This window comes from Psychrobacter sp. 72-O-c (assembly GCF_904846605.1).
Lineage (GTDB): Bacteria > Pseudomonadota > Gammaproteobacteria > Pseudomonadales > Moraxellaceae > Psychrobacter.
This window is the reverse complement of sequence record NZ_CAJHBI010000027.1, coordinates 15851-37176: the sequence shown is the minus strand read 5'-3', so window position 1 is coordinate 37176 and position 21326 is coordinate 15851. Positions and strand designations below refer to the sequence as shown.

Here is a 21326-nt window from a genome sequence, read left to right as displayed (position 1 = left end):
ATAGTGCATTTATGGTCAGTATATTCATCATAAACATATCATTTTATAGAGTCTAGTATGAGTTTAAAGCCATCTTTCGCCAATCCAAAAACCACTCTAAATGTCACGCCGCCGTTGCACAATCCTCCTCGTGCTCGCGGTGCTGGCAAGTCTAGATCTCCCAATGATACTGATTTTAATCCCAATCCTGCGCCTGATAGTGATGAGAAGCACTCAAGCTCACTAATCACGGTATTTATTGCCGTTGGTGCCAATCTCATCATCGCTATTGCTAAGACTGTTGCCGCATTTTTGACTGGGTCAGCCTCTATGATTGCCGAAGCGGCGCATTCATGGGCAGACGCTGGAAATGGTACGTTACTGATCGTTGCAGAAAAAAAATCAATCAAACCTGCTGATAGAAGCCATCCATTAGGCTACGGCAAAGAGTCCTATGTTTGGTCGATGATTGCAGCTTTTGGCGTGTTTATGGCAGGTGCAATCGTTTCTATCTATACTGGCATTATAGAATGGAATGCTGCTGAAACTGAGACCAATTACACTATCGGCTTTATCGTGTTGGCGGTAGCATTTCTGCTCGAAGGGTTTTCCTTAATACAAGCTTATCGGCAAAGTAAAAAACATGGTGAGGCGATTAACGTCAGCGCCATTGGCTATGTGATGGATACCTCAAACCCTACCTTGCGCGGAGTATTCTTTGAGGATCTAGCGGCCGTTATTGGTTTGGTCGTTGCCGCTGCTGCCATGGGCATGCACGCTTACACGGGTCAGCCATTTTGGGATGCGCTCGGCTCTATTATTGTGGGCTTGTTATTGGGTGTGGTGGCGATATTTTTGATCAGCCGTAACCGCGATTTCTTAGTTGGCTATAAAGTCACCGATAGAATGCATCACTATATTTTAGGCGAGCTACTGGATCACGCAGATATTGATAGCATATCGTATCTACACCTAGAATGGGTCGGGCCTAAAAAGATATTTATGGTGGCAGCAGTAGATATCGCGGGCAACCAAAAAGAAGAAAAGATTGCGCAAAAATTTGAAGATATTGAAAACCAATTCCGTGCCAATCCGCTGTTTCAAGAAGCTATCTTAACGTTGTCAGTGCCTAATGCCGAACCTTTAAAACTAGCAGACAATCAAGGGTAGCTGAGAAGCCACCAGATACCGTTACAGACCAAGCGAATTACTGCCACAAATTATTAAAGATATTTTATAAAGTAGGGTAAAGTCTAATTTTAAGGGTCTTTTATTCAATATTTTAATTAGAAGCCTTCAATTGATCATGCCCTAAATTCAGAAGATTTATAATCTTGCAAGCATAAAAGAGGTCACCAATATGGTGACCTCTCTATAATCTAAGTTTAAATTTATATTATAAAAGCTTTATTTTTTAGCGCTATTACTTGTTGGGAGCATTGGCACCGATGAACCATGCGTCTTTGTCGATAATGCGGCTGGCTTCTGTAAACAAGTCAGCGGTATCTTCATCACCGGCATCGCCTGCAGCTTCGATTGCTTTACGTAAAGTAGCAGCAACCTTTTTATAGCGACTGGTTAGCTCACGTACATGCTCGGGCACTTCAGTGATATTTGTTGGGTAATCCTCTAAGATAGAGTCTTTGGCAACTCGACTTGCTAGACCATTCGGCTCACCGCCCAAGATAACAATACGCTCAGCGATCATGTCTGATACATCACGTAGACGATCAGCAGTGTCATCTAATAACTGATGCACACCAATAAAGCCAGTACCTTGTAAGTTCCAATGGCACTGTTTGCCATCTAAGGTTAAGTCAATGACGTTTGCTAAGTTAGCATTTAACAAATCTGACATTTTTTGTGCAGTAGCGTCGTCTATTCCACTTGCGTAACGTTCTCTCATATTCTTACTCCGTTATTTGAAATTATTTTATTGAGTTTTTATTTATAAGTAAATTAATTAAGTAATATTTACCTACGGTTGCTCTGAAATATACATGTTCGGAACAACTATCTTGCCTATATATTGTTTGTTAACTATATTGCTCATCAATTCATTATTGATAATACCAGCTTGTATCGAAGATTGAACCCCTAAGCGTTAGGCTTTGTTAAGTGGTCGTGTAACGACTTTGTTAACCATGAAAAGCTTTGTAAAGCTAACTGATAGTGCAGGCAAGTTTATACAGGAAGTTTGATGTTTATTTGTAGATCTTGTTAAGCTTATTAATCAGACTGCTGCTGGGTTAATTTTTTAGTAACGTTAGCGAACTCATAATAGTCGGGCTTTTTATCAATGAAAATTTGACTTTCAAAGTTAAAGTCGGGGTGGTCTTGAAATAGCCCGAGCGATAAGGCGTAGGTCTCAGAGCCAAGCTTATGATAGTATAAATTGGTACCGCAATGGTTACAAAACGCGCGCTCTGCCCACTCCGATGATTGATAGACGGTCATTGACTTTTGACCCGTAATAGCAACTTTCGAATTACTATGTACCGCCATCAGTGGACCGCTACCCCAGCGCCGGCACATACCGCAGTGGCAGGCCTCAAAGGTGTTAATATCTTCTATTTCAACGGTCACATTACCGCACAGACAGTTGCCTTTCATAAAACATTCCTTCATTACTATTATGATTACTGTTATTAATGATTCGCCTTAGACTATACCTGATTTTTTAGGCTTTCCTTTCACCGTGTTTTGTCGTTGGAATGTATTTAGTTCTCATTTACATCTATCATAGCTAGCCATCGAAGAATACTTAAACTTATTGTTTGCAAGGGTACCTGTTCACCTATTTGTCTAGGTTGAAGTGCATCCGTATCAGGCCTTATCTACTGTCAGATTAATCCATTAATCCTAATGACAAATCCCTCAATTGTCCTTTAAAAATAGCCGCTTAGCCCCCACATTGTTATAAACCTTAAGAAGAAGAAAGCCGTTATGCGTATGCCCGAACCGCGCTCATCGCGTCAGTTAAACCAATTGGCCACTCAGCTGCAAGGCGAAGCTGAAATTAGTGGTGTCAATGCATCAGGAACGCAAATAGCGAGTCGGCCCTTTGAGATGGTCACGGAATTTGAGCCCGCAGGCGATCAGCCACAAGCGATTGATAAGTTGGTAAAAGGTATTAATTCTGGTATGGATGAGCAGTTATTGCTTGGCGTAACTGGCTCTGGTAAGACCTATACCATGGCCAAAGTCATCAGCGAATGTCAGAAGCCAACTATTATTATGGCGCATAACAAGACCTTAGCCGCACAGCTATATGGCGAGTTTAAAGCGTTCTTTCCGAATAATGCCGTTGAGTATTTCGTTAGTTATTATGATTACTATCAGCCTGAAGCTTATGTAGCCGCCAGTGATACCTTTATCGAAAAAGACAGCGCTATTAATGATCATATTGACCAAATGCGCCTGTCAGCAACTCGTGCCTTACTAGAACGCCGTGATGCAATTATTGTTGCTTCGGTATCCTGCATTTATGGTTTGGGCGATCCCGAAAGTTATCTGAAAATGCTGCTACATATCGTAGTTGGTGACCGCATAGATCGTACTGCGACTATCAAGCGCTTGGTTGAAATGCAGTATATGCGTAATGAGCTGGATTTTGGGCGCGGTACTTATCGCTTACGTGGTGAGATATTAGATATCTATCCAGCAGAGTCGGAGCAATTGGCCGTACGCGTGCATTTGTTCGATAATGAAGTAGAGAAAATTACTTGGTTTGATCCGTTAACTGGTAAAACGGTACGCAGTGTGCCACGTATTACCATTTATCCAAAGTCGCATTATGTGACCCCGCGTAATAAGCTAGAGGCTGCAACTCATACTATCCGAGCTGAGCTTGAGCCGCGTCTTGAATATTTCCGTGATAATAATAAATTGATTGAAGCGCAGCGTCTAAAAGAGCGTACCCAGTATGACCTAGAGATGATTCAACAGCTCGGCTACTGTAATGGCATTGAGAACTACTCACAGCATTTATCTGGTCGTCCATCAGGGGAAGCGCCGCCGACCTTGTTTGATTATATTCCAGAGGATGCTTTGCTATTCCTTGATGAGTCGCATGTCACGGTATCGCAGATTGGCGCGATGTATAAAGGCGATAGATCACGTAAAGAAAACTTGGTTAATTATGGCTTTCGTCTACCAAGCGCGATGAATAACCGTCCGATGAAGTTTGAAGAGTGGGAGCGTATCAAGCCAACCACTATCTATGTCAGTGCAACGCCAGCGTTATATGAGTTTGAGCACAGCGAACAAGTGGTCGAGCAGGTGGTGCGTCCAACCGGTCTTATTGACCCTGAGATTGAGATTCGTCCGGTATTGACCCAAGTTGATGATGTTTTATCGGAAATCAGCAAACGCCGCGAAAAAGATGAGCGCGTATTAATCACCACTTTGACTAAGCGTATGTCGGAGGACTTGACTAGTTATCTAAAAGAATACGATGTCAAAGTCGCTTATCTCCATTCAGATATTGATACCCTTGAACGCATGCAGATTATTCATGAGCTACGGACTGGCGTGCATGATGTGTTGGTCGGTATTAACTTGCTGCGCGAAGGTCTCGATATGCCAGAAGTATCATTAGTAGCGATATTTGATGCGGATAAAGAGGGCTTCTTGCGCTCTGAGCGTGCCTTGATTCAAACCATTGGTCGTGCTGCGCGTCATATTAATGGTAAAGCCATTCTTTATGCGGATCGCATTACGAACAGTATGCAAAAAGCGATAGAGGAGACAGATCGTCGCCGCGAAAAACAAGTGGCCTTTAACCTTGAGCATAATATTACTCCAAGGGGCGCGCGCCGGAACGTCACGGATAAGATTGATACTGGTGAAGACCTCGATGCCAATGACAATCAAGCTATTCCGGTCAAGAGTAATTTGCCTGATGTCGATATCAGTATTTTACGTAGTCCTGACTTATTGGCTAAAGAAATCAGTCGTCTTGAGAAGTTAATGAAGCAGATGTCGCGTGATTTGAAGTTTGAGGATGCAGCGAAAACTCGCGACAAAGTGTTGGAGTTGAAAGCACATTTGCTTTAAAGGGTGATGTTGTCGAATTTTAATTAGCGATAAAAAAGGTGACTTGCATATTTTGTGGCTCACCTTTTTTATCGATCACACTATTCAAAAGAGGTTCAAGTCAAGCTTAGCTTCTATCGTTTAGTATTTAAAAAAAACAGCCTAGCAATTAGAGCTTGTAGAGCTGGTAACAAACTGTCTTTTTTACCTATTAATATTAATAACTAATTTTTGGGCGCTACAACACTTGTAATCATACGAAATGCGCCTTAACATGATGTTAATTACCCTTATAAAATACTTATAAATTAGACGGATTATCTACTATGCATACCAATAAACCATTGGAGTTGAATGCCAATGAGAACTCACTAGGCATGTCAGATTCTGCCAAACAAGCTGTAACAAACGCTTTAGATGTCGGTTTTCGTTATCCAGATAATCCACGCGCTGCATTAATTGCTAAAGTGGCTGAAATTAATGGCGTGACAGAAAATCAAGTCTCATTAGGCAATGGATCAAGCGAAAATATCCGAGCTGTCGTGCAAATGTTGCAAAACCAAGCCTTAAAAGACGGCAGAAAATTTCAATTAGTGGTGCCCGATCCAACGTTTTCTTGTGCAGAATTGTATGCAAACTATATTGGCGCGCCCGTAGTAAAGGTGCCCCTAACAGCTGAAAATTATGATTTAGATTTTCAAAATCTGCAAAAATCTGCCGACGAGTTTGACGGTGTCAGCTTATTTTATCTTTGCAATCCTAACAACCCAACAGCAACGATCACTTCAACGCCAAAGTTAAAAATGTGGGTAGATACTGCCCCAGAGAACCATTACTTTTTACTAGATGAAGCTTATTCGGAGTACGTCACAGATCCAAGTTTTGAGAGTGGTGTTGAGTGGGTAAAACAGGAGTTATCAAAAAACCTTATCGTTGTTCGTACTTTCTCAAAATTACATGCTCTAGCCGGTCTGCGAGTAGGATATGCAATTGCAAACCCGCAAACTATTGAAGCAGTCGAAGATTTTACGTCGATAGACAACACCAATTTGTCAGGTGCTGTAGCTGCTTTGGCAACGTTAAATGATGAGGCATTCTTAGAGTTGAGTTTGCGAACTACCAATCAATCGCGCCAGATGGTTGAAGCGACGCTAGATGAGCTGGGACTTCGTTATTTGCCCTCACAAACCAACTTTATTCTTCATGAAATAAAAGGTGATGTAAAAACATACATCGACAGAATGGAAGACAATGGCATTTTGGTTGGTCGAGAATTTCCACCCATCACAGGGTTCAATCGCCTAACGCTCAGTACATTTGATGAGATGAAAGTGTTTGTCGAAGTACTAAAATCTTTTCGTCAAAAGGGCTGGGTTTGATTTGGTTGATGAGGTGAAAGAGGCAAGTTAATATTTTGACTTTAGGAAGTTACAGACCCATAGTACATGCTTACTAAATCGCATTGTTTTTTTAGTTAAATAAAGCCAATAATGGTGCAACGTATTTGCTGTTATCAGCTTAAGAGACTGCAGTCAATTGAGGATAAATAGAAACGAAGTTTGGCTAGAAACAAACTTGTATGACTGCTATTTTGAATTGATCACGTTTACAAGTTTTTGAACTTTAGGGATGTAACTATGTTTGATATTAAATCGTTTTTAAAAAGAGGAATAGAGAAAGAACTACTTGATGTGGATGATTATATCTTCATGCCTGAGAATGTAGAGATGGTGGTTGAAGAGGGTGAGCTAAAGTGTGTCTTAAATAGTGATGGCCGAGTCAATATTTTTTATACTAAGCAAGGTGTTACTAGCGTAAGAGCAGCGGCTCGTAAACATCCATTTACCTCTTTTGACCAGGAACTGAATCACGGAATTTATGACGACGTTATCGACGACTTAGTCAAAGAAGTTAACAAAATCCTCGATGGTAAATCTAAATACTTTCACAAAGTTGTCTTACCTTCAACGGCCTCTTTACCCTTAACTGCCCCTTTAAAGCCAGAACCATTTGCAACAGATAAGTTCTAAAATTTTCTGCTTTATATGCCTTCGTTTTATAGAGTCTGATATAAGTCTCTATAGTGGCACAGGGTGCCTTGTAATTTATTAGCGCGCCCTGTGTTACTGTTCATTATTTATTAATAATAAGTTATTTATTTTGTGAAACTTGCATAACAACTCTGTAGAGATTTAGCGACGACTCTAGTAACCAGTCGTGTACGATATTGTGAATCTATTGCCGCATTACCCAACTCAACGATGGTTACTTGCTGAGGTGCTTGTTCACTCACGCAGCCACAGACGTTACTTTGTACCGCTTCTTTTTGTTCGGCAGTCATGACAGCACTGGCAATCCGCCACGCATTTTGCTTTTGGATTTCGCTACGGCACTGATTATCGATAGCCGCTTTAAATACATTCATACCAATATTGTTTGCTGTGCCAATAGCATTGCCTGCAGTAGTGTTTGCCCCTGTTGTCGTCGTGCATCCCGCTAGGGCAAAAGTAGCAAGCATAGTAATTGAAACTAAGAATTTTTTCATGGTTGTATCCTATAATGTTTATGAATATTGTTTAAAAACGGCATAAAAAAGGGCTATTCAAAAATGACAAATACTGCTCAATTTGATGTACTGATAACAACCTGCAATTATTGCATATTTTTATAACTTTGCATTTTTATAATGTTGATTTACACCTTATATAGTAAAATCAGAATATGTTAGAGATGTCCTAACCCACGCTCCACTTATTGATAATCAAAAAAACCAGCCAAGTTATCCTTAGCTGGTTTTTATTTTTGGAAAATTAGTTCCAAGTTCTAGATCTAAGCTTTAGACATTCTTACCCTGTTGCTTTGTTTGAATATCTTTGGCTAGTTTGTAGCATTCTTCGATATGGTCAAAGGCGATTTTCTTAAAGATCATATAACCCATGGTAGCGGCGACCAGTTGTCCACCCAATGGGATAAACTTAGTGACTTGCTTAGCAGCAATACGGCCGCCGAAGCCCTGAACCGTCTTTTTGACAATACCACGCGTTGCCATGAGACCCGCAAAATCGACCGTGCGATCTTTTAAAGCACCCCAATGAATAGCGCGTGACTCTAAGTCCACTGCGGATTCACGATCTTCAATTAATCCAAAGCGTTCACTGATATCAGGTAGCAGTTGGGTTAACATGCCAGCATCTATGGCCACATCAAAGAAGGGTACAGGGACGATGGCCACACCTGCAGAGAACTTGGCGCGTTTTTTGACTATTGCCTTACATTCTTTTTTAACTTGATCAAGGTTTAGATTCGGGTCAATCGTACTTGGGACTTTTTCAGCTTTTGGAGTGGTTTTCATAGCGTCTTCCTTATAAAATGATTAAATAGTAAATGAATCTCAAGTATTACAGTTATTTATCATTCTATGGATTTATGAGCACTATACAATTATAGCTTTGTATCAAAATACAAAGAAGGGCTGTATCTATGCAAGGTTTTTGTAAATTATAAGTGCGATAGAGGACTGAGGCGGCTTGATAAGGGTGCTGTGAAATAAAAAAACCAATGACCTTTTACAATAAACTAATCTGCTATAAATTAGCATTGTGGCCGCCTACTAAAGCCAGTAGAATACGGACATGCTAAATTTAACCCCCCGTTATACCGGCACTCGCATTGACGAGCTGCCCACCGCGCTGCAATCACTTGCGGCTCAATCTTTGACCCTTGCCAAGCTTTATGCAGGTCGCGGTATCCTTGAGCCTGATGAGCTTGAAACCCAGTTATCCGGTTTACTGCCTGCTGAGATGCTGCATGGTGTCACCGAAGCTGTGCGCTTATTGGATGTGGCCATTGATGAGGGTCAGCGTATTCTTATCGTTGGCGACTTTGACTGTGATGGTGCGACCAGTACCGCGCTGATGATGCGTGCCTTAACCAAAATGGGCGCAGTCGTCGATTTTCTGGTACCAGATCGTTTTAAATATGGTTATGGTTTGACGCCTGAGATTGTAGAGTTAGGCATTGAGACCTATCAGCCGCAGGTCATTGTCACCGTAGATAATGGTATCTCAAGCCATGAAGGCGTGGCACGCGCGCAGGCCGATGGCATCACGGTCATTATTACCGATCACCATTTAACCACCAAATCGGTACCGCCCGCTGAAGCAGTAGTCAATCCCAATCAACAAGACTGTAATTTTATCAGTAAGGCTTTGGTCGGGGTAGGTGTGGCTTTTTATGTACTCGGACGCTTGGCAAAATTGCGTCGCGAAGCTGGCAAGTCTACTGTGCAAGTGAGTCAATATTTAGACTTAGTGGCACTTGGAACGATTGCTGATGTTGGGATACTGGATAAAAACAATCGTATTTTAGTCCATCATGGGCTAACCGCTATCCGTCAAGGTCGATGCTGTATGGGTATCTTAGCACTCCTTGAACAAGCAGGTCGTGACCCGAAGCAATTGCAGGCGCAGGATTTTGGCTTTGTATTAGGGCCAAGGATTAATGCCGCTGGACGTATGGACAATATGCGTGTGGGTATCGAATGTTTACTGACCGAAGATTGGTCTACCGCTCAGCGTTTAGCACAGGAGCTTGAGCAGCTAAATCGCGAGCGCCGTCGGGTCGAAGGTGACATGCGCTCGCAGGCTGATAGCATTGTGGAAACCTTAAATGCTAATAGTGAACTTATTGATAATAGCGAGGACAGCACCGAAGACGCTACTGATAACACTATGAATAATGATGACATTATTCCTCACAAAGTAGCGGATCAAAAAACGTTTGATGGTGACAACAATAATAGCAATCGCAGCATTATTTTATATCGAGATGATTGGCATCAAGGGGTCATCGGTATTGTGGCAGGACGCTTAAAAGAAAGTCATTATCGTCCTAGCATTGTGTTTGCACCAGCAGATACGCAGCGTGTAGGTGAGGACGACGCGATTAAAGGTTCAGCGCGCTCGATTGCTGGCGTACATATACGTGATGCTATTGAGCAAGTAGCAGAGCAGAACCCCAATCTAATCAGCCACTTTGGTGGTCATGCAATGGCGGCAGGTTTGACCCTTAAGCGCGGCAATTTTGACGCTTTTGTTGGTGCCTTTGATAACGTCATGGCGCAGCTTGACGATGATGTTTTTGCAGAGCAGAAATTCACCGATGGGTCACTACAGGCCGTAGACTTTAGCTTATGGTTTGTCGATACATTAGCCGAGGCCAGCATTTGGGGTCATGGTTTTGCACCGCCGATATTCGATGGCGTGTTTGAAGTACTTAGCTTTAAAGTGTTAAAAGACAAACATCTGAAGTTATCGCTGCGCTATCCCGATGTACAATATCCGATTGACGCTATTTATTTTAACTTTGATAGTAGTGCTTGGGATTATCGCGCTGAAAAAGTGCACTTATTGTTTGAGCTCGATATTAATGAGTGGAATGGTAAAAAAAGCTTACAGCTAATGGTTAAAGATTTGGCTGTTATTGATGCGTAAAGCGTCGTGACTTTCGAAATATCGTATCTTGCTATTACAACCTGCTATGCTAAGTTAGCAAGTTATGATCGATGTACTGTTCATGTGGTCTCTGCGGCGTTTGGCTTAATTGATGACGCGCCCTAGCAAAATTTGCTACTATGTATTTTTTAGATTTTATGATTTAGGTGATTGGATTATGGCCAAAAACGCCCTACAAGCTCAACTTTTAAAAGCTGGATTGGTTGATAGTAAAAAAGCCAAGCAAATAAGCAAACAGTCTCAGCATGCCAAGCGTACTGGCGATTCATCAGATGTTGAAGTCAAAAAAGCGGTGGCAGAAGCTCAAGAAAAAAAACTAGAAAAGGATCAAAAGCTTAATCAAGAAAGACAACAGGTTTTAGAGCAGAAGATGCTAAAAGCTAATATTATTCAAATGATTAAGCAGCATCAGATTACTGATATACAAGGTGACGTCAGCTATCAGTTTGTTGATTACTCTAAAGTGAAAAAAATCAACATTACCCAAAAATTATATGATCAAATAGTGGCAGGCCATGTGGCTATTGCGCGATTAGAAGAAAATCATGACCTAAGTTATGCTCTGCTCCCTCGTCCCTTAGCAGATCGTATAGATGCAAAATTGGAAGGTTTTATGGTTGTGTCTAACGATACAGCAAATGTTGAGCTGACGACTGATGATCCTTATGCGGCCTATGTGATTCCAGATGATTTAATGTGGTAGTGATTGTTATTTAAGAGAATGATTTCTAAAAGTGATGGTTTTTATTTTTGTCTTATGAACCTAGCAGCTACCCACGTAAACCATCCCTTAAAACGGATGGTTTTCCATTAGTCCAATATCTGGAAATTTCCAATCATAACGGATTGCCAGCATACGCAAGGTAAAGATAGTGCTCATGGCGGAGATATCTGCAATCCACTCAATCACACCAAATGCGTGCATAACGAAGTAGAGCATGCCACCAGCTAAAGCCGCGGTGATATAAATCTCTTGTTGAAGCACGAGTGGAATCTCGTTACAGATCATATCGCGGATGATACCGCCGACAATGATGGTAATCACCCCAAGCAATAGCGCCACGGGGATGTTCGCGCCCATACTGTTTGCAACCTTGATACCAATTAAGGTAAAAGCTGACAATCCAATGGTATCGGATAGCTTGAGGAATTTATCGACGTGCCTTGAGTTGGGATGAAAGAATATCTGCATGACTAGTGAAGATATGGTGATGACCGTAAGGTAGCTCATATCTACCATCCAAAATAGCGGATGACGATCCAAAATAACATCGCGCACGGTGCCACCGCCAATAGCCGTGACTATTGACACCAGTAAGCAACCAAACACATCAAAGTTTTTGTACTTGGCTAGTATTGTGCCTGAGATACTACAAGCCACAATACCAATCATGTCAAATAGATATAGCAAAGATCGTGGGTCAAAAGTAGTGATCAGCGCAGCAGGATCCAAGGTGTTCAATGCGATAGCCAGCATGTGTAAGTCTCGCTAAAATATTTAATTATTGTCAAATCGTAACGTGTTGCTTTGTCTTTATTTCATTTGGCAAGGAGTACCAACTGCTTATTTAACCAGGCGGATAGAGGGAAGGTGCCAATCAAAGCGCAGTGCCAACATACGCACCGCAAAGATGACGCTAAGCATAATAAATTCATTGATTCCGGGATTAACACCGAAATAATCAAGCAGCAAATAAGTCACTGATCCTGCAACGCTCGCACTGATATAAATCTCGCGCTGCAGCACGAGTGGTATCTCATTACAGATAATATCGCGTAGCAATCCGCCAATAATAGCAGTCCATACACCCATCATAACGGCAATCAGGGGTGACATATCTTGCGTTAAAGCGATCTTAAAGCCAATGACACTAAATGATGCTAGACCTATAGCATCAAAGAATTTAAGCGGGTTATCAATCTTATGATAAAGATGAAAAAATACTTGTAAGATAAGAGAGGTAACTGTGATGACAATCACATAATTGAGATCTGTCATCCAGAATAGAGGATGTCGATCTAGTGCCATATCACGTAGCGTGCCACCGCCAATTGCATTGACCATTGCTACCAAGATACAGCCTGAAATATCGAAGCCTTTGTGCTGCGCAAGCAACGTGCCAGCTATAGCGCAGGCAATGACCCCAACCATATCCAATAAGTACAGCAAGATATCGGGGAAAATGAAAGTATGGACCATCGTTATTTCCCTAAATGTTGCTCAACATAAAATTTGCTTATCATAGTGATTATCTATCTATAGTCAAGGCTAAATAAAAGTGATACGTAGATAAATGCCTGCAACTGGTAAAATTTTCTAGCGTGCTGAGCGCTGTCGCCAGACAGAGGCTGCAAAGATTTCTACCAACCACACTGTATCTGTTTTTAAAGTGTACCGACTATATTAGCCATTAAAGTTAGCTATTAAATTGATTTTAGCCGTCTTTTGCAAACAGGATCAACCCCAGCATAATAAGACCAATACCGATCAGACCCATAGCCGAGGGCAGAGCGTTATTGAGCAGTAGTATACCGCCAATCAAGGCAAAGATAACCTCACTAGCTTGGGTAGAGTCCACACCAGCAACTTCGCTGGAAGTCACGGCTCTCTCACGCGCATATAAAAAGATGCTGGTCGCTCCAACCCCTGCTAATAAAGCCACAAGCGATGTATTGAACACCTGTGAGGTACTGGGTAATTCAGGACGCAATATAATGCCTAAAAACAGCCAAAACGGCAAACTGCCAAGGGTCATTAACCACACTTTATTAAACGCATTTTGTAAGAGGTCAGTCTCAATAGCAGGGATGCGGGCGATTAGTTTTTGAAGCATGGACTTGGGCTGAGTTTGGGTCGTGTGCCCTTCTTTTAAAGCGCTACTTTCGCTCGAAGTATTATCGATATCGACAGATAGAGTGGGTGCTTCAGTGACGAGTTGCTGCGTATTTTCGTCAAAGTCGTTTTGATATGCGCGGTTTTGATTAACATTGGCTTCGCGTAGTTTACGCAACTCGGCAGTATGCTTTCGGGAATTGTAAGACACTTGCCAGACCAGCTGATTGCCAATGGGATAACTAAAGGCTGCTACTAGAGCTGGTAGTGCGCCGTAGAGCAGCATATCTGTCATTGAAGCAGAGGAAGCCATATCTGCCACATCGGAAGCACGTAAACCTTCGCTGACGTTTACCAGTACCACACCAAGAAATACCAATAGAGCGTAAATAATGAATTTTTTATCAAATCGCTGTCCAAAGGCTAGCAGTACCAATAAGCTAGTCACCACGGTAAACATAAAGGTGGCTGCTACTACCCAGCCAGCAACGTGGTCGCCAGCATAGCAAATACCGGTATAAAACACCCCAAAGCCAATACTACCGGTAATACACCAAAAGCCCCAATTCTCACGGAAGATAACGGTCAATTCCTTGATGCGACCAAACCCATACTGCATGGTGATAATCATAGTAATCATCAGCCACATAAAAATATAACGTAAGCTGGCTGACCAAAACCAATCGCCACCCGCAGAACTCATTACCTCGTTTAAGACAAACGTTGAGCTAAATAGTGCACCGGCCAATAAGCCCAATAAAATTAGTTTGACCATCCCTGTGTCCTTGCCGTTTTCTGTCTTTGAATTAACTTTGGTTGTTCCGCTAAGGCTTTTCTTTTAATTATTTACCCTTAGCATCTGCCCAAATAATTTTATGCAATTGCAACTGAAAGCGCACCGGTAGAGCATCGGCTAACATCCATTCAGCCAGCTCGCGCGCTAAGAGCGGTACATCGGGACTGTTATTATTTAAAGCATCATCTTCCGCTACATTGAACATCGGTGAAAACCAAACGGTACCAACCAGCTTATCTAACTGGTGTTCGATAAATTTGGCCTTGGCCCAGTCGTAATCTTCGCGGTTCATAATGACAAACTTAAGCTGATCGTGCTGAGTAAGATAATTAAGGTTAGACCATAGGTTTTTATCTACCTCTCCTGAGCTTGGCGTTTTAAGATCCATCACTTTGCTGACTGCTGGCGGGACATTTTGTACTGAAAGTGCGCCTGCGGTTTCTAAAGAGATTTCATAATCCTCGGCAAGCAAACGTTTAATCAGCTCAATTGCATTTGGCTGGGCTAAAGGCTCGCCACCGGTCAGACAAATCCGTTTGCATGGATAGCTTTTGATAGTCGTTATGATGGTCTCTAGTGACTGGCGCTCGCCGCCACTAAAAGCATATTCAGTATCACAATACACACAGCGTAGCGGGCAGCCGGTCAGGCGCACGAATATGGTCGGCAAACCTGAAGTCAATGCCTCACCTTGCAAAGAATAAAAAATCTCAGTAATTCGTAACCCAGCTTCAGGGTCAGTCACAGGGATAGCAGGGCTGCGTAGCGGTAGATCAGTCATAACATTTTCAAATAGGATAGGGTGTCGATACCGCGTTTAAGCATTCTAAATAGAGTAGAAATGCCTATCTAAAAAAACTACTACAATGCGGTTATCAGACAAGATAAAAATAAGACACATGAGAGCTGGCAAGTATAAAAACTTGATGCATGGCATGTGTAAGATTGGGTAGTGCTTATTTGGCTGTTTCTTTTTTGGATAGTGCTGATGCAGGTGCTTTTTATTCAAATACTGCTTATTTAAGACCCGTTTATTCACATACTATTGGATAAAACCATCCATCAAAAAATACCGCGATAGTGGCGGTATTGGATAAGGTATTCGTCTATTAAGATGAATTATAACGTAAGCCATCATATTAAGCTGTAAAAAAGACGCTGAAGTTCACCCTCAGCATCTCATTTTTAATTAATACGGTTATTAAAGATTAATAAAGGTATCGCGACTATCTATAAGGAGTAATCGCTTGTTCGCTAAATAATCAATCTAAACGTAATAGCTCATTTACTGCGGTTTTAGCACGCGTTTGGGCATCGACCTTTTTTACGATGATAGCAGCATATAAGCTATGTGTACCATCTTTAGAAGGTAGAGAACCTGGTACGACTACTGAGCCGGCTGGTACGCGACCACGATGGATCTCACCAGTTTCGCGGTCATAAATACGCGTTGACTGACCGATATAGACGCCCATCGAAATGACTGCACCTTCTTCTACGATTACGCCTTCAACGATCTCAGAACGCGCCCCGATGAAGCAGTTGTCTTCAATAATAGTTGGGTTGGCTTGCAATGGCTCTAAGACACCGCCGATACCAACGCCGCCTGATAGATGCACATTTTTACCAATTTGTGCGCATGAGCCCACGGTTGCCCAAGTATCTACCATTGCACCTTGATCGACGTAAGCACCGATATTGACATAAGACGGCATTAAGACCGCACCTGGTGCAATATATGAGCCTTTACGGGCGATAGCAGGTGGTACCACACGAACGCCTGCTTCTTTAAACTGTGCTTCGCTCCAATCAGCAAATTTAGTCGGTACTTTGTCATAAAACTGTATGTGTTCGCCAGCTGACATAACGTAATTGTCATTAAGACGAAAAGACAATAAAACGGCTTTTTTTGCCCACTGATTGACCACCCATTCACCGTCCTTTTTTTCCGCAACCCGTAGGCTACCGTTATCAAGTTGCTCAAGCACTTGCTCAATCGCATCACGCACGTCTTGTGGCATATTGGCTGGGCTATAATTATTACGGTTTTCAAAGGCTTGTTCGATAGTTTGTTGTAATGACATAAAAATTCCTAAAAGCTCATAGGTGAAGGTAAGTAAAAATGGGGTTGATAGCAAAATGAATAGTGCTGCTTAAACTAAAAACGCTGCTCGCCGTATTGTCGCTAATTTAGTCAGTTTTAGCAAACCATGTAATGACTCATCAGCACTATGGTTGTTTTAACAATTGTTTTAAGTGTTAGACATTAAGTACTTGAGGTGCGTATCCAGTCCAAAATATCCTGATAGACCAGACTGTTGTGCTCCTCATGCAAGGGCTCATGGCGCATGTTGGGATAGAGTTGTACCGTTACTTTGCTAAATTTTTGTTTTGTTAAGCGGTTGACGACATTTTGAATCCCTTTACCCATATCGCCTATTGGATCATTTTTACCACTCACAAACAGCATCGGAAAGTCTTTGTTGATAGTCGTCGCCCAGCCCTTATTAAGTCCGGTTTGCATCAGCGTAAACAACGTCATAAAACCATTATTAGTAAAGTCAAAGCCCGTTAATGGGTCAGCCTCATAAGCCTCAATATTAGCGGGATTTTCACTGATCCAGGCAAACTGGGAGGAGGATATACGATTATCAAGCTTACTATTGAGTACTTTATTCATTACAGAAGCAAACAGGGTGTTTTGCTTTTTAGGCGCCGCCTTTGCTAAGAACTTATTCAGTGGCAGCAGGACTTTGACTAAGGGATTGGTATCTGCTGTGCCCATAAGGATAGCTCCTGTGTAATCTTGAGCATGATGCTTGAGTACCGTACGCACAATGAAGGAACCCATGGAATGACCCATAATAAAGTGTGGCACATCAGGATGACGTGTCTTCAAGCTATCCGCCATGATAATCACATCTTTTAATAACGACTGTACTGGATGCTCATTACCAAAGTATCCCAGCTCATCCGGTGTTTTAATCGTTTGTCCGTGTCCGAGCTGATCATAGGTGGCGACTGCGATGCCATTGTCAGCTAAAAACTGTGCAAAGTCAGCATATCGACCGCTGTGTTCTGACATTCCGTGGACAATGAGCAAGGTGGCTTTCACATTCTTAGGTACAGCTTTTGCGTCTTTTGGCTCAAAAAACTGGTGATGCAGATAATGTGTCTGGTCAGAAGAAGTAATGGAGTTAGCGGTACTCATAAGCGGTTCCTTAAATGGGTAGAAGTTTAAAAATGGACGGCTTGTTATATATTATGAGACTTATTCAGAATAAAGCTGCCATCAGATAAGTCGTGGTTGTACCCAATCTAACTACAAAGCTTTATGGGGTCAATATTATTTGCTGATTTATATTATTTTTGAATTATTGTCATCGTACAACAGTCACACCTCAAATTCTTTGAACTTATGTTTTAATTTCGATTAAGCTTGTGCCTTTATCTACCCACTCCATTGTATTATTAGGATATATCACTAAATAATAGAGCTAATTTTTGAAATGCCTATGAAACCCTTGTCTGTGTTAGAAGTGCCTGTAAAGTCAGAAGCGCCTATAAAAAAATTGTTATTAGTGGGCGCAGGTCATGCCCATATTGGTCTATTTCGTCGACTCCGCACCGAGCACTTAGCGGACGCTGCTACTATGAATGTTGAAGTTACTCTAATTACCGAACAGCCGCAGTCTATCTATTCGGGAATGTTACCTGGTTGGATGGCTGGACATTATGATCTAGATGATATCAGTATTGATGTTAAGTTACTCTGTGAACAGGCAGGTGTGCGATTTATTCAGCAGCCAATAGCTAAAGTAGACGCCGCGTCTTGCACTGTAACGACTATTAATAATGAGCGCTTCGACTACAATGTGCTGTCATTAAATACCGGTGCTGATACCGATATGCACTGGTTAAACGAAACGGCGACAGCTAAAGCCATATCTAACACTAATACCAGCACCAATACTAACACTGCTACTACCGCTGCCGTTATTGCTATTAGACCACTATCAGTATTTATAGATCGTTGGCAGGCGATTCTCCTGGATGCTCAACAATCCTCGTATTATCGACTGGCCATCGTTGGGGCTGGGGCGGCCGCGACTGAATTGGTCATGGCAGCACAATTCGCATTAAAGAGAATTAATCCCAAGCATCAAGTATACCTGGTCTGTGGGGAGCATCTGTTGTCTGGATTCAATAAGCGCTTTAAACGTCGTGTTATCAGCCAACTGAAGCGCCACGGTATTACCATGATTCATGCACGAGCGACAGGGTATAGCGAAGGTCAACTGCTTACCTTACGTGGTTCATCGCAAGAGTCATTGCCGATGGATTCGGTTATTGCTGCTACTGGGGTCACGGGTGCAGCATGGACAGAGTGCACTGATTTAGAAACGGTAGATAATGGGTTTGTAGCCGTTAATGCCACCCAGCAAAGCGTCTCCCATCCCAATGTATTTGCAGTGGGTGATGTGGCGACGCGAGTAGATCAAAAGGTGGCGCATTCAGGGGTTCATGCAGTATTTGGCGGCGCTGTGGAGGCTGATAATTTGCTAACCTATTTAGCAGGTAAGTCGCTGGTAGGAGAATCAATACCAAGTAATTCAGTGCCAAAGAAATCACTGTTAAATAAGCCACTAAAAAAGTATCAGCCGAGAACGCGTACCCTATATCTATTATCCTGCGGCGACAAGTATGCCATTGCCAGTTGGGGCAGAATTAGCTTGCAGGGTCGCTGGGTATGGCATCTAAAACGCTACATCGACAAGGGTTTTGTAAAATAGCATCAAGGGTAATGCCAGTTAAAATATTGCTAATAGCAGTATTCCCAATAGAGACAATACAAATATCAAAGCCAGTGCTAATATGGAATAACGAACCAAAATGCGATTATTAACTACAACAATGTATACATAATAAGGTAGTATTGATTAGTTAAACTTTACATTAACAGTGCATTTATAACGTTACATTTAATGATACTCAGAATATAAGCGACAGCGTATGAAAAAAGTATTAATTGTCCTTGCTATTGCATTAGTCGTCGCTGGATTTTTCTTTTTTGGATTGAATGATTTATTGACCCTCGAAGGGATTCAAGCACGTTTAAGTCAGTTCTACCAATGGCGTGATGACGCGCCACTGTTAGTGGGCGGGGTATTTTTCTTAACCTATGTGGTCATCGCGGCATTCTCATTGCCGGGGGCTGCATTAATGACTTTGCTGGCAGGAGCGCTGTTCGGTCTATGGTGGGGACTGCTACTGGCCTCATTTGCGTCCAGTATTGGGGCGTTGTTTGCTTTTCTCGCTGCGCGCTATCTACTTCGCGAGAGCTTCCAAAACAAATTCGCCAGCAAATTAAAAAATATTAATCAAGGTATGGAAAAAGACGGTGGATTTTATTTATTCACCCTGCGTTTGCTGCCGTTATTTCCATTCTTTATTGTTAATATATTAATGGGTCTAACTACGATTAAGGCGTGGACGTATTATTGGGTAAGCCAAATCGGTATGCTGGCGGGCACTTTTGTGTATGTTAATGCTGGCGTGCAACTGGCGCAAATTGACAGTCTAAAAGATATTATCTCACCGGCGTTGCTGGGTTCGTTTGCCTTGTTAGCTGTATTTCCACTCATCGCTAAAAAAATCCTCGACTGGTACAAAGGGCGTCAGGTCTATAAGGATTGGAATAAGCCCTCTTCCTTTGATCGCAATATGGTAGTAATTGGCGCGGGCGCAGCGGGTCTAGTCTCGTCTTATATTGCAGCTGCTGTTAAAGCAAAAGTCACTTTAGTAGAAGCTCATAAAATGGGCGGCGATTGTCTCAACTATGGCTGCGTACCCAGTAAAGCACTGATAAAAAGTGCCAAAGTTGCCCATAATATGCGTCATGCTACCGATTATGGTTTGCAAAACGTAGACGTAAACTATGATTTTAGATCTGTCATGGCGCGGATTCATCGTATTATTGCTACGATTGAGCCACACGATAGTGTCGAGCGTTATACAGATCTGGGTGTCGACGTTATTAAGGGTTATGCCACTATCATTGACCCATGGACTGTTGAGATTGCTGATGATAAGGGTAAGACTCAGCGTTTAACCACGAAAAGTATTGTGGTTGCGGCCGGAAGTAAGCCATTCATACCGCCGATATCAGGGCTTGAGAGCGTTGACTATCTGACCAGTGACACTCTGTGGGAGTCGCTCAGTAAACAAGAAGCGCCGCCTAAACGCTTGGTCATTATTGGCGGTGGACCGATAGGTTGCGAGCTATCGCAAGCCTTTGCTCGTCTTGGGTCTAACGTATTTCAAGTAGAGCGCGGATCACGTCTACTCAAAAAAGAAGATCAAGAGGTCTCAGACTATACCAAAAATTGTCTAGAAGCAGATGGCGTGCAAGTAATGCTCGAGCATGATGCGGTGCGCTGTGAACGTATAGAGGGCAGTCAACGCATAATAGTAAAGCATGAAGGCACTGAAACTGTGCTTGAATTTGATGCCTTGATTATCGCTGTCGGCCGCAGCGCGCGCATGACAGGGTACGGACTTGAGAACCTAGGTATTGATACCGAAGGCACCGTCGTAACCAACGATTATCTCGAAACCAAATACCCAAATATATTGGCCGCAGGTGATGTCGCAGGCCCTTATCAGTTCACGCATGTGGCCTCACATCAAGCATGGTACGCCGCAGTGAATGCGCTGTTTGGCACCTTTAAAAAATTTAAAGCCGACTATCGAGTGATTCCTTGGGTAACTTTCATTGACCCTGAAATTGCTCGAGTCGGTATCAATGAACAAGAAGCATGCGAACAAGGTATCGAATTTGAAGTCACACGCTATGATATTGCTGAGCTTGATCGAGCCATTACTGACAGCCAAACCACAGGGTGGGTCAAGGTTTTAACCGTTCCCAAAAAAGATAAAATCTTGGGCGTGACTATCGTAGGCAATCACGCAGGAGAATTACTTGCTGAATACGTACTCGCCATGAAACACGGCCTCGGACTGAATAAAATCCTAGGTACCATACATACTTATCCAACCATGAGTGAGGCCAATAAAGCCGCTGCGGGCGAGTGGAAACGCGCCCATGCCCCGCAAACCTTATTAAAATGGGTAGAAAAATACCACCACTTTAGACGGAGTTAATCTG

General features: G+C 42.4%; 18 protein-coding genes. 8 read left to right on the top strand and 10 right to left on the bottom strand.

What is annotated here, in order from left to right:
- Nucleotides 1-57 precede the first annotated feature (57 nt).
- Nucleotides 58-1149 carry a cation diffusion facilitator family transporter gene (locus JMX97_RS10385; protein ID WP_201557855.1) on the top strand — a complete coding sequence of 364 codons (1092 nt, stop codon included), beginning with the start codon at nt 58-60 and terminating at the stop codon, nt 1147-1149.
- 253 nt (nt 1150-1402) lie between these two features.
- On the opposite strand, the gene dps is transcribed toward JMX97_RS10385, so the two are convergent.
- On the bottom strand, nt 1403-1885 hold the full coding sequence (gene dps, locus JMX97_RS10380) for a DNA starvation/stationary phase protection protein Dps (RefSeq protein WP_201557853.1): 483 nt from the start codon (nt 1883-1885) through the stop codon (nt 1403-1405).
- 323 nt (nt 1886-2208) lie between these two features.
- Entirely contained in the window at nt 2209-2592 is a 384-nt protein-coding gene (locus JMX97_RS10375) for a GFA family protein (protein ID WP_201557851.1), read from the bottom strand.
- Between the two features lie 333 nt (nt 2593-2925).
- Here JMX97_RS10375 and uvrB point away from each other — a divergent pair, with 333 nt between their 5' ends.
- The 3 genes from uvrB to JMX97_RS10360 all read left to right on the top strand — a co-directional run bounded on the left by uvrB (nt 2926) and on the right by JMX97_RS10360 (nt 7046).
- On the top strand, nt 2926-5037 hold the full coding sequence (gene uvrB, locus JMX97_RS10370) for an excinuclease ABC subunit UvrB (protein WP_201557849.1): 2112 nt from the start codon (nt 2926-2928) through the stop codon (nt 5035-5037).
- Nucleotides 5038-5342: 305 nt separating this feature from the next.
- On the top strand, nt 5343-6395 hold the full coding sequence (locus tag JMX97_RS10365) for a pyridoxal phosphate-dependent aminotransferase (protein WP_201557847.1): 1053 nt from the start codon (nt 5343-5345) through the stop codon (nt 6393-6395).
- A 258-nt stretch (nt 6396-6653) separates the two neighbouring features.
- Nucleotides 6654-7046, top strand: a complete 393-nt coding sequence (locus JMX97_RS10360; RefSeq protein WP_201557845.1) for a hypothetical protein — start codon at nt 6654-6656, stop codon at nt 7044-7046.
- A gap of 125 nt (nt 7047-7171) precedes the next feature.
- On the opposite strand, the gene JMX97_RS10355 is transcribed toward JMX97_RS10360, so the two are convergent.
- Nucleotides 7172-7561, bottom strand: a complete 390-nt coding sequence (locus JMX97_RS10355; RefSeq protein ID WP_201557843.1) for a hypothetical protein — start codon at nt 7559-7561, stop codon at nt 7172-7174.
- Between the two features lie 291 nt (nt 7562-7852).
- The gene (locus JMX97_RS10350) at nt 7853-8368 is read right to left on the bottom strand and encodes a hypothetical protein (RefSeq protein WP_201557841.1); all 516 of its coding nucleotides are present in this window, start codon (nt 8366-8368) and stop codon (nt 7853-7855) included.
- Nucleotides 8369-8648: 280 nt separating this feature from the next.
- Here JMX97_RS10350 and recJ point away from each other — a divergent pair, with 280 nt between their 5' ends.
- Nucleotides 8649-10508 (top strand): single-stranded-DNA-specific exonuclease RecJ, encoded by a 1860-nt coding sequence (gene recJ, locus JMX97_RS10345; RefSeq protein ID WP_201557840.1) that lies wholly within the window; start codon nt 8649-8651, stop codon nt 10506-10508.
- Between the two features lie 178 nt (nt 10509-10686).
- Nucleotides 10687-11232, top strand: coding sequence for a DUF2058 domain-containing protein (locus tag JMX97_RS10340; protein WP_201557839.1), 546 nt, complete (start codon nt 10687-10689; stop codon nt 11230-11232).
- Between the two features lie 87 nt (nt 11233-11319).
- On the opposite strand, the gene JMX97_RS10335 is transcribed toward JMX97_RS10340, so the two are convergent.
- From JMX97_RS10335 to JMX97_RS10310, 6 genes are all read right to left on the bottom strand, one after another.
- The gene (locus JMX97_RS10335) at nt 11320-12006 is read right to left on the bottom strand and encodes a trimeric intracellular cation channel family protein (RefSeq protein ID WP_201557838.1); all 687 of its coding nucleotides are present in this window, start codon (nt 12004-12006) and stop codon (nt 11320-11322) included.
- A gap of 87 nt (nt 12007-12093) precedes the next feature.
- Nucleotides 12094-12729 carry a trimeric intracellular cation channel family protein gene (locus tag JMX97_RS10330; protein WP_201557837.1) on the bottom strand — a complete coding sequence of 212 codons (636 nt, stop codon included), beginning with the start codon at nt 12727-12729 and terminating at the stop codon, nt 12094-12096.
- A 235-nt stretch (nt 12730-12964) separates the two neighbouring features.
- Nucleotides 12965-14137, bottom strand: a complete 1173-nt coding sequence (locus tag JMX97_RS10325) for a multidrug resistance efflux transporter family protein (RefSeq protein ID WP_201557836.1) — start codon at nt 14135-14137, stop codon at nt 12965-12967.
- Between the two features lie 67 nt (nt 14138-14204).
- Nucleotides 14205-14939, bottom strand: a complete 735-nt coding sequence (gene queE, locus JMX97_RS10320) for a 7-carboxy-7-deazaguanine synthase QueE (protein WP_201557835.1) — start codon at nt 14937-14939, stop codon at nt 14205-14207.
- A gap of 481 nt (nt 14940-15420) precedes the next feature.
- Nucleotides 15421-16242 carry a 2,3,4,5-tetrahydropyridine-2,6-dicarboxylate N-succinyltransferase gene (dapD, locus tag JMX97_RS10315; protein ID WP_201557833.1) on the bottom strand — a complete coding sequence of 274 codons (822 nt, stop codon included), beginning with the start codon at nt 16240-16242 and terminating at the stop codon, nt 15421-15423.
- 182 nt (nt 16243-16424) lie between these two features.
- Nucleotides 16425-17369, bottom strand: a complete 945-nt coding sequence (locus tag JMX97_RS10310; RefSeq protein ID WP_201557831.1) for an alpha/beta fold hydrolase — start codon at nt 17367-17369, stop codon at nt 16425-16427.
- Nucleotides 17370-17673: 304 nt separating this feature from the next.
- Between JMX97_RS10310 and JMX97_RS10305 the strand changes: the two genes are divergently transcribed.
- Nucleotides 17674-18951 carry an FAD-dependent oxidoreductase gene (locus JMX97_RS10305; RefSeq protein WP_201557829.1) on the top strand — a complete coding sequence of 426 codons (1278 nt, stop codon included), beginning with the start codon at nt 17674-17676 and terminating at the stop codon, nt 18949-18951.
- A 220-nt stretch (nt 18952-19171) separates the two neighbouring features.
- Entirely contained in the window at nt 19172-21322 is a 2151-nt protein-coding gene (locus tag JMX97_RS10300) for an FAD-dependent oxidoreductase (protein ID WP_201557827.1), read from the top strand.
- The last annotated feature ends 4 nt before the right edge of the window (nt 21323-21326 follow it).